16 protein-coding genes are annotated in these 14,616 nt (G+C 32.1%); 5 read left to right on the top strand and 11 right to left on the bottom strand.

Going from position 1 to position 14,616, the window contains the following annotated elements; translation table 11 throughout:
* Positions 1–223 precede the first annotated feature (223 nt).
* Complete coding sequence (locus SOY52_RS01650; protein WP_320847246.1) at positions 224–763, bottom strand: DUF188 domain-containing protein; 540 nt, start codon at positions 761–763, stop codon at positions 224–226.
* Between the two features lie 123 nt (positions 764–886).
* Here SOY52_RS01650 and SOY52_RS01645 point away from each other — a divergent pair, with 123 nt between their 5' ends.
* Positions 887–2,533, top strand: coding sequence for a diphosphate--fructose-6-phosphate 1-phosphotransferase (locus SOY52_RS01645; protein WP_320847245.1), 1,647 nt, complete (start codon positions 887–889; stop codon positions 2,531–2,533).
* A gap of 54 nt (positions 2,534–2,587) precedes the next feature.
* On the opposite strand, the gene SOY52_RS01640 is transcribed toward SOY52_RS01645, so the two are convergent.
* Both SOY52_RS01640 and SOY52_RS01635 read right to left on the bottom strand, forming a co-directional pair.
* Positions 2,588–2,881: a YhbY family RNA-binding protein gene (locus SOY52_RS01640; protein WP_320847244.1), complete on the bottom strand. Its 294-nt coding sequence runs from the start codon at positions 2,879–2,881 to the stop codon at positions 2,588–2,590.
* Between the two features lie 74 nt (positions 2,882–2,955).
* Positions 2,956–4,692, bottom strand: a complete 1,737-nt coding sequence (locus SOY52_RS01635; protein WP_320847243.1) for an AMP-dependent synthetase/ligase — start codon at positions 4,690–4,692, stop codon at positions 2,956–2,958.
* A 134-nt stretch (positions 4,693–4,826) separates the two neighbouring features.
* Here SOY52_RS01635 and SOY52_RS01630 point away from each other — a divergent pair, with 134 nt between their 5' ends.
* The 4 genes from SOY52_RS01630 to SOY52_RS01615 are packed head-to-tail and all read left to right on the top strand — an operon-like array spanning position 4,827 to position 9,747.
* Positions 4,827–6,158 (top strand): bifunctional folylpolyglutamate synthase/dihydrofolate synthase, encoded by a 1,332-nt coding sequence (locus tag SOY52_RS01630; protein WP_320847242.1) that lies wholly within the window; start codon positions 4,827–4,829, stop codon positions 6,156–6,158.
* Positions 6,142–7,545, top strand: coding sequence for an NFACT RNA binding domain-containing protein (locus tag SOY52_RS01625; protein ID WP_320847241.1), 1,404 nt, complete (start codon positions 6,142–6,144; stop codon positions 7,543–7,545). Before SOY52_RS01630 ends, SOY52_RS01625 begins: the two co-directional genes overlap by 17 nt.
* On the top strand, positions 7,542–8,282 hold the full coding sequence (gene amrB / locus SOY52_RS01620) for an AmmeMemoRadiSam system protein B (protein ID WP_320847240.1): 741 nt from the start codon (positions 7,542–7,544) through the stop codon (positions 8,280–8,282). The genes SOY52_RS01625 and amrB overlap by 4 nt, the downstream gene beginning before the upstream one ends.
* Positions 8,275–9,747: a hypothetical protein gene (locus SOY52_RS01615; RefSeq protein WP_320847239.1), complete on the top strand. Its 1,473-nt coding sequence runs from the start codon at positions 8,275–8,277 to the stop codon at positions 9,745–9,747. Before amrB ends, SOY52_RS01615 begins: the two co-directional genes overlap by 8 nt.
* On the opposite strand, the gene miaA is transcribed toward SOY52_RS01615, so the two are convergent.
* From miaA to SOY52_RS01575, 8 genes are all read right to left on the bottom strand, one after another.
* Positions 9,735–10,673, bottom strand: coding sequence for a tRNA (adenosine(37)-N6)-dimethylallyltransferase MiaA (miaA, locus tag SOY52_RS01610; RefSeq protein ID WP_320847238.1), 939 nt, complete (start codon positions 10,671–10,673; stop codon positions 9,735–9,737). The genes SOY52_RS01615 and miaA overlap by 13 nt on opposite strands.
* Positions 10,642–10,839 carry a hypothetical protein gene (locus SOY52_RS01605; RefSeq protein ID WP_320847237.1) on the bottom strand — a complete coding sequence of 66 codons (198 nt, stop codon included), beginning with the start codon at positions 10,837–10,839 and terminating at the stop codon, positions 10,642–10,644. The genes miaA and SOY52_RS01605 overlap by 32 nt, the downstream gene beginning before the upstream one ends.
* Positions 10,840–10,881: 42 nt before the next feature.
* Positions 10,882–11,400 carry a (d)CMP kinase gene (gene cmk, locus SOY52_RS01600; protein ID WP_320847236.1) on the bottom strand — a complete coding sequence of 173 codons (519 nt, stop codon included), beginning with the start codon at positions 11,398–11,400 and terminating at the stop codon, positions 10,882–10,884.
* Complete coding sequence (locus tag SOY52_RS01595) at positions 11,397–12,266, bottom strand: YicC/YloC family endoribonuclease (protein WP_320847235.1); 870 nt, start codon at positions 12,264–12,266, stop codon at positions 11,397–11,399. The genes cmk and SOY52_RS01595 overlap by 4 nt, the downstream gene beginning before the upstream one ends.
* Entirely contained in the window at positions 12,263–13,636 is a 1,374-nt protein-coding gene (locus SOY52_RS01590; RefSeq protein ID WP_320847234.1) for a glutamate ligase domain-containing protein, read from the bottom strand. Before SOY52_RS01590 ends, SOY52_RS01595 begins: the two co-directional genes overlap by 4 nt.
* Before the next feature lie 72 nt (positions 13,637–13,708).
* On the bottom strand, positions 13,709–13,873 hold the full coding sequence (locus SOY52_RS01585) for a hypothetical protein (protein ID WP_320847233.1): 165 nt from the start codon (positions 13,871–13,873) through the stop codon (positions 13,709–13,711).
* 44 nt (positions 13,874–13,917) lie between these two features.
* On the bottom strand, positions 13,918–14,277 hold the full coding sequence (locus tag SOY52_RS01580) for a hypothetical protein (protein WP_320847232.1): 360 nt from the start codon (positions 14,275–14,277) through the stop codon (positions 13,918–13,920).
* A 54-nt stretch (positions 14,278–14,331) separates the two neighbouring features.
* On the bottom strand, positions 14,332–14,616 hold a 285-nt coding region (locus SOY52_RS01575), incomplete at its 5' end, for a hypothetical protein (RefSeq protein ID WP_320847231.1).

The raw sequence follows: 14,616 nt of genomic DNA, 5'->3' as shown, positions 1-14,616 counted from the left end.
TCACATCTATAACCAAGTTCTTCCACTTTCTTTTTAAGATTAAAATCATTTATTACATATACTTTTCTCATATTAATAATTAAAAGAGGAAAAATCATATTCATTAAATTAATTATATTATTCTTATTTCGGAATATATTTTAAATTTTTAACAAATATACAAATTCATTCATAATATCATAAATGAATATATATTTATTATTAAACATATGTTTATTTTTTGTTATTTTCTCTTTTTTAAGTCAGTTATTGCTTTATCAAATGCATTTGCAAATTTATTGATCGTTTTTGCATCAAAAGCCTTTTGTTTTTCATTAAAAATACCCATTTCTCTAAAATCTTTTTGGGTATCACGAATAGAAAGGCGTTCCCTGATATTATTTTTATCAAGTACATTTCCTCGATCATCAATAACATATACATTTTTTTCTATTAACCTTGCTGCCAGAGGAATATCGTGTGTAATACATAGATTGTTTTCATTTGCTAATTCAACAATTTTATCATCTGCAGCATTCTCCCCACCCTCTACAACTACCATATGGATAGTGCTTTTAATTTTTCTTATTTCTTCGTTTGATAAAACACCTCTATAAGGCTTTCTTAAAATAACTGTATGTTCTTTAATTGAATCTAAAACATCCTTTAATTGTCTATCGGCAACAAAGTAAGATTCTATATTTTCTTTTATACAACGTTTAATAATTATCTCTCTATGTTTAATTGGAAGAGAATCTGCATCTAAAAATAGTAACAAGCTCATATATTGATAATATCAAGAAATAAAAAAAGTTTGTAATTAAATACACAATATATCTTCAAATATAGATAAATTTATAATTATTTAATATTATATTAATCAACAATTATGTTTATCGGAGGAATAATGAATTACTCACCATTACAAAAGGCTAGATATGAGTATCAGCCAAAGCTTCCTTTAATTTTACAAAATGATATCAATGATATTGAAGTTTGCTTTGGTGAAAGCACACAGTCTGTTGCTGACCAAGAAAAAATTAAAGAAATGTTCCCTAATACATATGGTATGAAGACCATTTCATTTAAAAAGGGATCTTCTAAGGCTAAGAAGGATTCACAGGTTGTAGGTGTTATCCTTTCTGGTGGTCAAGCTCCAGGCGGACACAACGTTATTACAGGTTTATATGATGCATTAAAGAGATCTAATAAAGATAACGTATTACTCGGATTTAAAGGTGGTCCATCAGGTCTTTTAGAAGATGATTACATTGAATTTACTGATGAGTTTATTAACGAATATAGAAATACAGGTGGATTCGATATCATTGGTTCTGGTAGAACAAAGCTTGAGACTGTAGAGCAGTTTAAAGTTGTAAGTGAAGTTGCTAAGAAACACAATTTAAATGCAATTGTTATTATCGGTGGTGATGACTCCAATACAAATGCAGCAGTTCTTGCAGAGTATATGGCTGCTACAAATGCTGGTGTACAGGTTATTGGTTGCCCAAAGACAATCGATGGAGACTTAAAGAACGATGTTATTGAAGTTTCATTTGGTTTTGATACAGCTTGTAAAACCTATTCTGAATTAATTGGTAACATTGAAAGAGATGCTAATTCTGCTAAGAAGTATTGGCACTTTATCAAGGTAATGGGAAGAAGTGCTTCTCACATTGCACTTGAATGTGCTCTTGAATGTCAGCCAAACATCTGTTTAGTAGGTGAAGAAGTTGAAGCAAAGAACATGGCAATGATGGATATCGTTAACTATATTGCTGATGTAGTTGAAACTCGTAGTGCTAAGGGTGATAACTATGGCGTTGCAATCGTACCAGAAGGTTTAATTGAGTTTATTCCTGAAGTTAAGGTATTAATTGCTGAAATTAACGAATTACTTGCTGTACATGAAAAAGATTATGCAGTACTTGGTTCTTGGGATGATCAATATAACTTTGTTATCTCTAACCTTACTTCTAAGTCAGCTAATGTATTTAAGAATCTTCCTCTTGATATCCAGCACCAGTTATTAATGGATAGAGATCCACATGGTAACGTACAGGTTTCAAGAATTGAGACTGAAAAGTTATTAATCACAATGGTTGCAAAGGAACTCAAGAACAGAGGCTCTAAGGCTAAATTTAATGCACTTAACCACTTCTTCGGTTACGAAGGAAGATGTGCATTCCCATCTAACTTCGATGCAGACTACTGTTATTCACTTGGCTACAATGCATTCTTATTAATCAGTAATGGTTTAACAGGTTATATGTCAACTGTTACCAACCTATCTGCAGGTCCTCAGAACTGGGAAGCAGGTGGTATTCCAATTACAAAGATGATGAACCTTGAAAGAAGACATGGTGAATTTAAGCCAGTTATCAGAAAGGCTTTAGTTGAACTCGAAGGTAAGCCATTTAAGTATTTTGAAGCACATAGAAAAGAATGGGCAGAGAACACACTCTTCACATTCCCTGGTGCTATTCAGTACTACGGTCCAGCTGAAGTTTGTGATATCACAACAAGAACTCTTGCACTTGAGCAGGGTAACTAAGATAAAAAATCCCAAGGTTTCGGCCTTGGGATTACTTTTTCTTTTTAAGAATAATTAAATATTATATTTTCTTTCTTCTTTTTTCTCTTTCTGTTTAAAGAAAACTGCAGTAAAACCTGTTGTTGCAATTAAATCACAACCTGCTTTTTCAGCTAAAGCAAATGAAATTTCTTTTGTATCTTCTTTAAAAGATTGAAATTTAACTTTAACTAATTCATGATGATCAACTGCTTCCTTTAATGCATTTACAACACTAGGAGTAAGACCATCTTTTCCAACCATTACAATTGAAGAGAGTTCTTGTGCTTCACTTCTTAAATATGCTCTTTGTTTGCTTGTCAATTCCATATAAATTATCTTACTCGATTTAATATAAAAATGAAAAGGCCTAACTCAAGTTGAGAAAGGCCTATTAGTAGATATTAGTTATCAAGCTTATCTTTATATTGCTTTGCAACAACGAATCTCTTAATTTTTTTTGTTGAAGTCATCTCAAGAGGTTCATCAGCAATAACAACCTTAGTGATCTTCTTGTGGCTCTGTAATGTTTTATTAACTTCACCTACAATATTCTCAAGATATGCTTGTAAGTCATCTTTGTGGTTCTTTCTGCAATCTTGAGAAGGATAGATAATAGCTGCAATACCTTCACTTTTTTCAGCTTTATTTTTAATGTAACCAGCAATACAAATCTGCTCAACATCGAAATAGAGCTGGAAGTGGTCTTCAATTTCCTCAGGGAAAACGTTTTTACCACCCTCTGTTACAATGATGTTCTTAGCTCTACCAGTTAATACAAGGTAACCATCTTGGTCTTCATAACCAACGTCCCCAGTATTAAGCCATCCATCTTCAGATAAAACCTCCCTTGTTTCTTCAGGAGCATTGTAATAGCCCTTCATTACCATTGGGCCACGAAGATAAATTACACCATTACCATCACTATCTTTATTTTCAATCTTTACTTCTACACCCTCAAGATGACGTCCAACAGAGATTTCCTTGTAAGCCTCTACAGGATTTAAGTGGGTAATTGGGCTAGTTTCTGTTAAGCCATATCCCTGGACAAAGTTAATACCTAATTCGTTGTACATCTTAAAAGTAGATGCAGGAAGTGGACCACCTCCACAAATACAAATTCTAATGTTCTCAAGAGAAACCTTCTTAAGTAAGAAGTTAAACCATTTTTTACCAACTTGGATGTGGAAAACCTTCTTTAAGAAACCTGAAACACCCATTAAGAAACGAATTAAACCATATAGAACAATGCCTTTTTTCTTAACCCCATTCATTAATGCAGTTAAAAGCTTATTAAATAGCAATGGTACGCCTAAGAACATTGTTACTTTACCAAGCTTTAATTCCTTTAATAACTGGGTAACTACAAGCTTCTTACCAAATACACAAGAAGCACCAACACTGATAGATTCAATAAACACAGCAAGCATTGTATATGCGTGGTGGATTGGTAAAATTGCATAGAATACATCTGTTGGATAAAGCTTCATATAAAGCTGTGCAATATAGCAGTCACTAACAAGGTTTTCGTGAGTTAGCATAACACCCTTAGGAGTTCCTGTAGTACCAGATGTAAATAGAATAGCAGCTAAATCTTTACTTGTAGCCTTTACAGCTTCAGCCTCAGGGCCATTTAAATCGAGGATATAGCTGTAGCCTTCAGGACGTTTTTCCTCTAAAGAATATTTAGCAACAAGCCCTACTCTCTTTGAAGTATCGATTGTAGCAACTCTATCACCATCACAGAAAATTCGAGAAATTCCACCAAAAGCCATTAAAGTTTCCATATCATGGTCGTTATAAGTTGCATCGAGTGGAACAACGATAGCACCTGCATATAAAATAGCTAAGTAAGCAATTGCCCATTCAGGACTGTTTTTACCTGAAACAGCAATTTTATCACCAGGCTTAACGCCTTCACTTAATAAGAAATTTTTAATTTCTAATATCTTATTTCTTGCTTGTGTATAAGTAAATCTTAACTCTTTTGGATTAAAAGCAACAAAACATTCATTGTTTGGATATCTATCACAAGTAATTTCAAACATCTCAACGAGAGTTGGCCACTGCCCATTAAAAAATTTACCTCTGTAATCATCTAAAAAACGATATGCATCAGGATTTGGTACTTTAAAAGACATTTGTATCTCCAAATAAAATTTATTATACTTGATATTATTACACATTTTGTATATGTGTCAATGTTAGAAGATTCTTGAACCGTTTTCTGTGTCACACTTTAACCTTTTTGTGAAAGAATGTATTATTCTATCTCATGGCGCTAAACACATTTAACGAAGTTGTAAACTACCTCGATAGCTTTTCATATAGTGATAAATCAAAAGCTCCAGGGATAATTAGAGAAAATAGATTAGAAAGGATGGAGAACCTTTTAAAATGGATAAAAAATCCAGAAAAGGATTTAAAGATTATTCATTTAGCAGGAAGCAAGGGGAAGGGATCAACTGCAACATATCTAGCTATATTATTAAAGAATAAAGGTTATAAAACAGGCTTATATCTTTCCCCTCATGTTTCAGATTACAGGGAACGTTTTACTTTAGCTGGAAGGTTTTTTGATGATGATTTTTTAATTGAAACTGCTAACTTATTAAAAAATCTTTTAATAGGTTTTACTAATCCTGCAGAATATGGCTCTCCACTACCTTCAACCTTTGAAATATATACTGCCTATGCTTACCTTTTATTTAAGGAAAGTGGGTGCACTCATGCTGTTATTGAAACAGGAATTGGAGGTCGCCTTGATGCCACAAACACAACTAACTCTATAGCTTCAGTTATTCTTCCAATAGAGTTAGAACACACTTCGATTTTAGGTGATACAATTGAAAAAATTGCTTATGAAAAAAGTAAAATTATCAAAGAGCATCAAGTAGTGTTTTCAGCAAGCCAAGCTACGGAAGCATTAAATGTTATTAAAACGGAAGCAGTAAATAATAATTCAAAGTTTTATTATTTTGATGATGAAATAATTAATTTTCACTCTGAAACATTAATAAAAGGGGAACACTTAAAATTTCAATTAAAAGCTGGTTCTTCTTTTGATCTTCAGCTCTCAGTTTTTGGTAGAAAGCAAGCTGAAAATATCGCACTTGCTATCTTAATTGCCTCGAAGTTAAATTTTCTAACAGCTTGCGGAATTAATGAACTACAAAGAATAATAATTAAAGGAAGGTTTATGCCTTTAAAAATTAATAATGTTCCAGTAGTTATTGATGTTGCACACACCAAAAACAGTATATTATCAACTGCAAGCACATTTTATTCAATTTATAAAAACGATGTGACTGTTATTTTTGGAGCTCTTGAGGGAAAGGATGTTACTCACATGCTTGAGACTCTAATTTCTAATTTTGATAATCTAATTATCTCTCAACCTGGAACTTTTAAAAAAAGTAATATTGAAGATATATACTCTAGCGCATTAAAATTAAATACAGAGAAAAACATATTACTAATTAAAGACAATAAAGATGCATTAGACACTGCGTTAAAATTAAATAAACCTATATTAATTACTGGTTCTTTTTATCTTGCAGGTCCGATGCTTGATATCATGGAGGAGCACTATGGCATTAAATGCTAATGAAATTAATTATCTTATTTCTGAGTTAGATTTTAATGACACCTTTATCCAAGATATCGTCGAACATGATTTCCACTCCTTCACAATGTGTCTTTTTTCCAAGCAGGAAAAGGCTTGGTTATTGTATGTTGAAATAGGTACTCCATACCAAAGAATTTGTAAAACTAATAGAATTAGAAAGAAAAGTACTAAGATGCAGCGCTTCACGCAGTATCTTAGAGCAAATATTGTTGGTTCAAGAATTGTTGATGTAAAGGTAACCAAAGGAGAAAGAGAAGTAGTATTTACTCTTAAGCATGCTGATGTTGAAAAGAAGATGTTTATTCGTCTCTTTTCAGGTCCTTCTTCAAACATTATTATCACAGATCAAAATCTAATGATTTTAGAAGTTTTAATGAGAAGACCTAAAAGAGGAGAAGAAAAAGGAAAGCTATTTACTCCATCTCAAGAAAAAGAAATAGATGAAGTAAAATTTCCAATTAGAAGCTTTACTGCAAACACCTTTAATGAAGAAATTGATAAAAATATCTCAGCTGAAAAAACAGATGAATTACTTGATAAACTTAAGAATCAGGTAATTTTAAAAAGAGATGAAGAACTTACCTATTTAAAGGGACAACTTCGTGATAAAGAGAAAAAGGTTGAGGAGTATAAAAGCTATGAAGAACTCAAGGCATCAGCTGATTTACTCTCTGCTTACTCATATTTAATAAAGAAAGGACAAGATAAAGTTAATTTAACAGATTTTGAAGGTAACTCTGTCACAATTCTTATCGATTCAGCTCTCTCGGCAAGCCAAAACATTAATGCTTATTATCAAAAATATAAAAGAGCTCAAAGAATATATGAAAATAACATTAATGATATTAATGAAATAAAAGAAGCTATATTAGAAAAGGAAAAGCACTACAACGAACTACTTTCACAAAACTCAATTAATCTCTTTGAAAAAGAATTAGGTGAGCAAAGTAGTAGTAAGAATAATAATATAACAGGACCTGGGTTAAAGCTTAATTCACATGGTTTTGATATTTTAGTTGGAAGAAATAGTAAAGAAAATGATGAACTTTTACGTCATCACGTCAGAGGTAATGATCTTTGGCTACATACAAGAGATACTGCAGGTGGCTATGTATTTATTAAATGTAAGAAGGATAAGAGTGTTCCTTTAGATGTTTTAATTGATGCAGGGAACCTTGCTGTGCACTACTCCAAAGCAAAAGCAAATAAAAAAGCTTCTCTCTACTACACTCATGTTAAGTATTTAAGAAGAGTTAAGGATGGAAAACAAGGTCTTGTAATTCCAACTCAAGAAAAAAACCTTGATATTACACTAGACGAGAAGAGAGTTAAACAATTACTTTCTAAAGAAGGGGGTTTATTTTGAAAACTCATTTTGAAGATATATTTTATCCAACGGCTGAGGAAGAATTAAATAAATTATGTAATCTTGATGATAGTGATGGCTCCTATAAAGCTATAATCCTTCCTCATGCAAGTTTAGAGAATGTAAACTATCTCTATAATGAAGGGTTTTCAAAACTTAAGAAAGTTAAACGATATGTTTTTATCGCCCCTATGCATAATGGAAAATATCCTTTATCAAGCACATCTCTTTTTACACTATCAAGCTCAATTGATGATAATGTTAAAATAACAAGTGCAGCTAATATCACAATTGATGATTCAATATTAGAAGAAGAATACTCATTTGAATTAGTACTACTTTATTTAAAAAAATTAAAAAGAGTGTGTGAAATAATACCTATTTTTACAGCACTTGAAGTAAGTGATGAAATTAAGAAATTAAAAAAGTTAATTTCTTCTTTTTCTGACGATGATACCTCTTTCATTATTAGCTCAAATTTTTCACTCTCAAGTAGTAACGATAAAGCAATAATGTGTGCAAAGAACTTAATTAATGCATTAAAGGATAATACCCCTCTTTTAGAAGAGGAAAAGAAAGGTAATATTTCTTCATGTGGTATAAAGATATTTGAAGCATTTAGAAATAAATATAAAAATTTTGATGTATTAGCAATTCAAGATAAAGACCAAATTGTAAAAGAAATTGATGATTGTAAAGGTAATGTAATTCACCTTTTAGGAGCATATTATGATTAATGAACCAATGATAAAAACCACTGTTATTGAAGGTGTTGAATATAGCTGTATTTCATTAGGTCTAGATGATTTTGCTATTCCAAAGCACATGATGCAAGGTGAAAAGCAAGATGGATATATCTATAAAGATGGTGAGTTAAAAAAGTGGAAATGGGAAGCTTTTACTACAATAGATTCAATTAGATATGTCTATTTTGATAAATGTAACCTTAAACCATTTTCCTCTATTGCTTTTGAAAACAGAAGTAGAGCTCTAGAGCTTTTATTAAACTTGGCTACTGCTATCACCCTACTTCCAGCTTCCTTTGTTGATACAACATTTGGTGTTGTACCAGTTTATCGTTTCTACATTCTCGATGATGATTCTTGGTTAATCCTTCCTCCAGATCTTTCAGATTTCTTTGTAATGTATTACACAGATGAAGAAAGATATCTTTCATCTGGTTGCTTTACCAAAAGTGGTACAGAACCATCCTTTACCTTAATTAGACAATTTGCTGAATTCTTATACTATGCTTTAACTTCTAAAGCACCATATCAAGATAGAGAAATAAGAGAATATAACTACACAGAGTTTCCTCTTTCTGAGTATAAAAAATATTTATTTAAAGACCTTGATGATAAAACAATTGGTTTTATTGATTTTTGTTTACATGCTTCAAGCAAAGAAATGAGAAAAATCAATGGAAACAAAAAGTGTGTTGAAAACCTTTCATGGTTTATCGAAAAAGCCTCTTCTCTTACTTGGAATGTTGATAACAAAACTAAAGAAGAGTACAAAATGGTCGAAAACGAGCTGAATAAAAATGGAACATACCAAAAATTTCTTGCAAAGACCCAAGAAGGAGCTAAAAGAAATAATTTTTGGAGAAAAAAAGGTTCTGTTATTATCACTATAGTTGTATCAGTTATATTAATTGGAGCATTTTTATTTTCATATATTTCTAATTTGCTTGAGCCACCTCATACAAAAGATATGGATCAAAAACAAATCGTTGAAGCATATTATGAAGCTATCAACGAACTAGATGTTTCTAAGCTATCTGCTCCATTGAAGGGTTGTAAATCACCTCAAGAAACAGAAGTACTAAATCTATTTGTAAATAGACAAACTAGAATGGCGTATGAACAAGTTGCTCCTATATTAAGAGCTGATGAGTGGGTTGATGATGGAATGCCATCATTTAAAGCATCAATGTTTGTTTATGGTGCAGACGATGTTGTAGTAACTCAAATTGGAGAAAACCAATATAAGGCTGTACTAAAGTTCTACACTCCTTATGATTACTCTGAAACAGAGTCTACAGATGATCAGGTAATTCAATCTGAAGCATTAACATATGTATATGAATTTACTCAAATCTTTGATTTTGCTTGGAATAATAGAGGATGGTGGAACATTGTTAATGTTACTAACCCTGAAATTACTCTACTTGAAGTAATAAGAACACCTTATTCAGAATAAAGATAATTATCCAAAATAGTTTTTAATTTATCTTTATCATCTGGATGAATCCAAACAACATTATCAAAGGATTTAAAAAATGTAAGCTGTCTCTTGGCATAGTGCCTAGAGGCAGATTTTATATTATCCTTAATAATCTTAATTGAGGCTTCACCACTTATTTTTGCATCAAAGAATTCTCTATAGCCGATACCACCTATTCCAGGCCAAGCAAGAGAAGCTCCCATTTTGCAAAGCTTTTTAATTTCATCAACAAGCCCTTCATCAAACATGATATCAACTCTTTTATCTATTCTCTCATAAAGCTCATTTCTATCTCTATCGAGACCAATAATTAAAGGCTTCATGTTATTTCTAGGAGTCGACGGAATTGCAAAAGAAGAAAGCCCTCTTCCTGTTTGATAATAAACTTCTAATGCTCTTGTTATTCTATAAGCATCATTTACATTTATTTTTTCAGCACTAATAGGGTCAACACTCTTTAAGATTTTAAAAAGTTCTTGAACGCCCTTTTCATCAAGCATTGCCTTAACCTTATCTCTTACTCCTTGATCTGCAATTGGAGATTCAGCTAGGCCATATAAAAAGTGCTTAAAATAAAAGGCAGTTCCACCAGTAACAAGTGGGATATTACCAGATTCATAAATTTGAGTGACAGCTTCATCACTTCTTTTTACAAACTCACCTACTGTAAACTGCTCCCATGGGTCTAGAATATCAACATTGTAATGCTTAATTTTTTTTAAAAGCTCTAATGACGGCTTAGCCGACCCGATATCAAGGTGCCTATACACTTGAACGGAGTCGGCATTAATTATCTCATAGCCATTTGAAAAAAAGTCCTCAACAAGCTGAGTCTTACCACTTGCAGTAGGACCAAAAAGAAATACTATCTTATTTTTCTTCGATGGTGTACTTAATTTCATCGTTCAAGACCTGAGTCAGAACATGTGAAACAATCTTTTCACCACTTTCTTCAATCTCATCCTTAAGAGAAGTTGATGAAATGATATTTGATTCCTTGATAGCAACACATGTCATCTCGTAGATGTTGCCCTCTTTATCAATTAATTTATCTAGTGGGATACTCACGAAAAATCTCCTTATCTTACAAAATATAACAAAAAAGTAACCTCAGCGTAAAGTATCTAATTTCTTTACAATGATATCAACAATCTCTTGAGGAGTCTTATTATCGGTATCGATAACTAAATCGGCAACAGAAGTATCGCTATTATCAATGCCATAAATACGCATATATCTAGCACTATCCTTTTGGTCTCTACCTTCAGTTTGACTAATTCGAAGCTCAAGGTCTCCGCCCTCTCTATTTAGTACTCTTTTAGCACGAGTCAAACTTGAAGCTTGTAAATAGACCTTAAGATCAGCTTCTTTTAACATCCAAATTGCTAAGCGAGACCCAAGCACACAATTCTTCTCAGCCATCGCCATCTCAACCTGCCTTCGATCTAGTTCTCTGTCGATATTATCATCGTTTTCTGCCATGCGACAAAAATCCCAGAACTCAACACCCCTTTCAGCAGCAAGCTGTCTGAAAGTAAAGTTAATCATCTTATAACCTAAGCGCTCGGAAAGCAATGTTGTTACAGTTGTATTACCACAACCACTCTTTGAACTAATAGCTATTCTCATTCAACGTTCCTTATCTGTTCTCTAATATTTTCGATAGCATCTTTCATCTTAACTGCTTCAATATTAATCTGAGCAATTTGACTCTTACTTGCTGTAGTGTTAGTTTCTCTATTCATTTCCTGCATCAAGAAATCAAGACGCTTACCAACACTCTCATTACAATCTAATAGTCTAAAATACTCCTTTAAATGAGTTTTAAGCCTAATCTGTTCCTCATTTATAGAATACTTAACTAATATTGAACCAACTTCCTGTCTAAACTGATTTTCATCAAGTTTTTCACTGATTTTAAGCTCTTCATACTTTGATAGCAATAGCTTTGCATAGTAATCTTCATAGCCATCAAAAAGTTCTTTGATTTTATCATTTGAATCTTCAATTTGTTTTCCAAGCTTATATAAATCAGCCTTAGTGGCTTCCCCTTCCCTAAGTTTGGCACTATTAAATTGTTCAAGAGCCTTATCTAAGGTTGTAAATAAAGCTTCTCTATATATTTCAGGATTTTTCTCTTGAACATAGGTCATTAAGCCCTCAATTGAAAGATAATCAGCAGCTGAAAGACTAACGCTTTTACCACTTATATTTGAAATATTTGAAAATGCATCCTCATACTTTTGTAGCAAATCCTTATCAACAACGAGCTGACCATCATTTTTAAGAGTTTTAAGCTTTACAGAAATTTCAACCTTACCACGCTCAGCAACCTCTTTTATCCTTTGATCAATCTCTTCTTCAAATGAAGCAAGATTACTATTAATATTGTGATAAATATCTAAATATCTATTGTTATAACTCTTTATCTCTACCTCTAAGAAAAACTCATCAGATGAATATGAGCTATAACCATAAGCGGTCATACTTTTCATAGCTTATCTATAATCCTTTTAATTAATTTTCTATTGTTTCCAGCTCCCATGGTAATACAAACATCACCACTGAGCAAGAATGCAGATACTATATCAACAGCACTATCATCGTCTTTTATATAAACTACTTGATTTATCTTTGATAAAAAGGATCTAAAGACCTTTTTTTCTATTTCTTTTGTTAGTGCTAAAGATAAATTCTCCTTTACCTCATCATGCCTTGCTGAAGAATAAACATTTTGAATAAAAACATCATCTGCTAAGCTTAATGCTGAAGCAAAATCCTTTAATAAGGCTTTAGTTCTAGTTGCCGTATGTGGCATAAATAAAACAATAATCCTACTTGAAGGATATTTCTGTCTTGTGTTATCAATACAAGTTTTTATCTCATTGGGGTGATGAGCATAGTCAGAGATAAATGTAATGTTGTTTTTAATTTGGACTACTTCACCTCTAGAGGCAACTCCAGGAAATGCAGGAATAAAGGAAGCTAACTTAATTAACTCTTGGTGAATATTGTTATCACTTAATTCTTTATTATTATTTCTTAATATTATTACTGCGCTTAAAAGCATTGCTGCAACAATATCATCTAAAATTAAGTGATTTTTTTCACCTGTATTAATTTTTACTCCATCAACTTCGTAGCTATCATAGCTGTTAATAACACTGTATTTACCCTTTGAATAAACAATTACCTTGATATCAGGTCTTTCACACACCCATCTAGAGACAATATTGTAAGCGCTTGAATGGCAAATAACTACTCCATTTTGGCCAAGTGTTAGAAATCTCTGATGAAAAGATTCCTTTACATCATCAAGAGTTTTAAAGTAATCAGGATGGTCAAAATCAATATTTGTAATAACTAAACCAGCTAATTGATATAGATTAAAGTGGTTTTTATATTCACATGCTTCAATAACTAAAGCATCTCTTCCTTTATTATAAATTGATAAATCAAGCAAAAAAGAGCCAAATATCGCACCCCCCTTAAAACTTAAACTTTTAAGTAAATACGATGTATATGCAGTAGTTGTTGTCTTTCCATGTGTTCCTGATACTCCATAGGTTTTAATACCTTTTGAAAGTAAAGCTAGAAATTCTGGGTAGGAATAAATTGGAACGCCCTTTAATTTACAATAATTAATAACATTTAATTTATCATTGTATGCACCAGAATAAATTAGTGCATCAATGTGTTCACTTAATTCATCATCAAAGGAATTAATTTTTATTCCAGCTAAAATTGGCGCTGTAAAGAAATCCTCTTCAACATCACAGCCTAAAACAATATTTCCTTGCGCCCTTAAGAAAGCAGCAAGGTGGCTCATTCCAGTTCCTTTAATTCCTACTAAATAGAAAACCATAACAATACCACATTAAAAATAAAAACCGGGAGAATCAATACCCCCGGCACAACATCTTGATGAACAAAATGATTATTTCTTGAGCTTAGCGTTGCACTGCTTGCAAACATTAGCCTTAGCACCTTCAATTTCTACTTCATAAAGGCACTTAACACTTTCTCTCTTGCAAACTGGGCATGTAGCCTTTCCCTGATTAGGAAGCTCTCTAATACCTGTTCCTCTATGTGCTTTTGACATGTTTTACTCCTTAAGGATTAATTTTTGCGCGAGTGTAAGGATACCTATTTTTCTAACTCCTTGTCAACACTCTCTTTTTCCTCACAACCACATTCATCACAAACTGTATAACCTGAAATAGTTTCTTTTTCCTTTTCATCACAATTACAACTCTTATGATTTGTAACCTGGCATATTGTTGCCACAATTACACCTACAACACCTAAAAAGAAACTCATTTTTGAAAATGTATCAAGTAAAACAGATGTTTGGTTCCTAACCATTACTGTTGATGTGTAAACCATGTGACCTAATCTATAAGATTGAGTAGTATAAGATGTTCTAATTGCAAAGAAAACTAAAACAAAGCTTAAAACAATTAAAATAGCAGAAATAATGTAAGTAATTAAAACACTTTTTTTCATATCTTTTTTGCTCCTACATTATTAATCTAACACTACTTTATTTATTTTCAAGCCCTATGGAATAATCTTCAAACAATCTACATAAACGATTTTATATGGTGAATTAACACCTAAGTAATCGATCTTACTAAACTTAAATCCAAGTGTTGAAAGCGTATTAATTACATCCTCTGCGCTATAAAGCTTAACTAACATTTTTTCTTCTTCATTGTAAAATGCTGGCATTAATTCTAATGGCTTTGGTTCTACCCTTGCAGATGAAAGAAAATAAACCAAAAACTCACTGCTCTTTTTCATTTTTTCATATACATCAAATAAAAGAGGAACAACTAAATCCTT

This window comes from Bullifex sp. (assembly GCF_034103065.1).
Classification (GTDB): Bacteria; Spirochaetota; Spirochaetia; order Sphaerochaetales; family Sphaerochaetaceae; genus Bullifex.
Note: the sequence above shows the minus strand (reverse complement) of the source record. Positions and strands in the feature narration are given on the sequence as shown.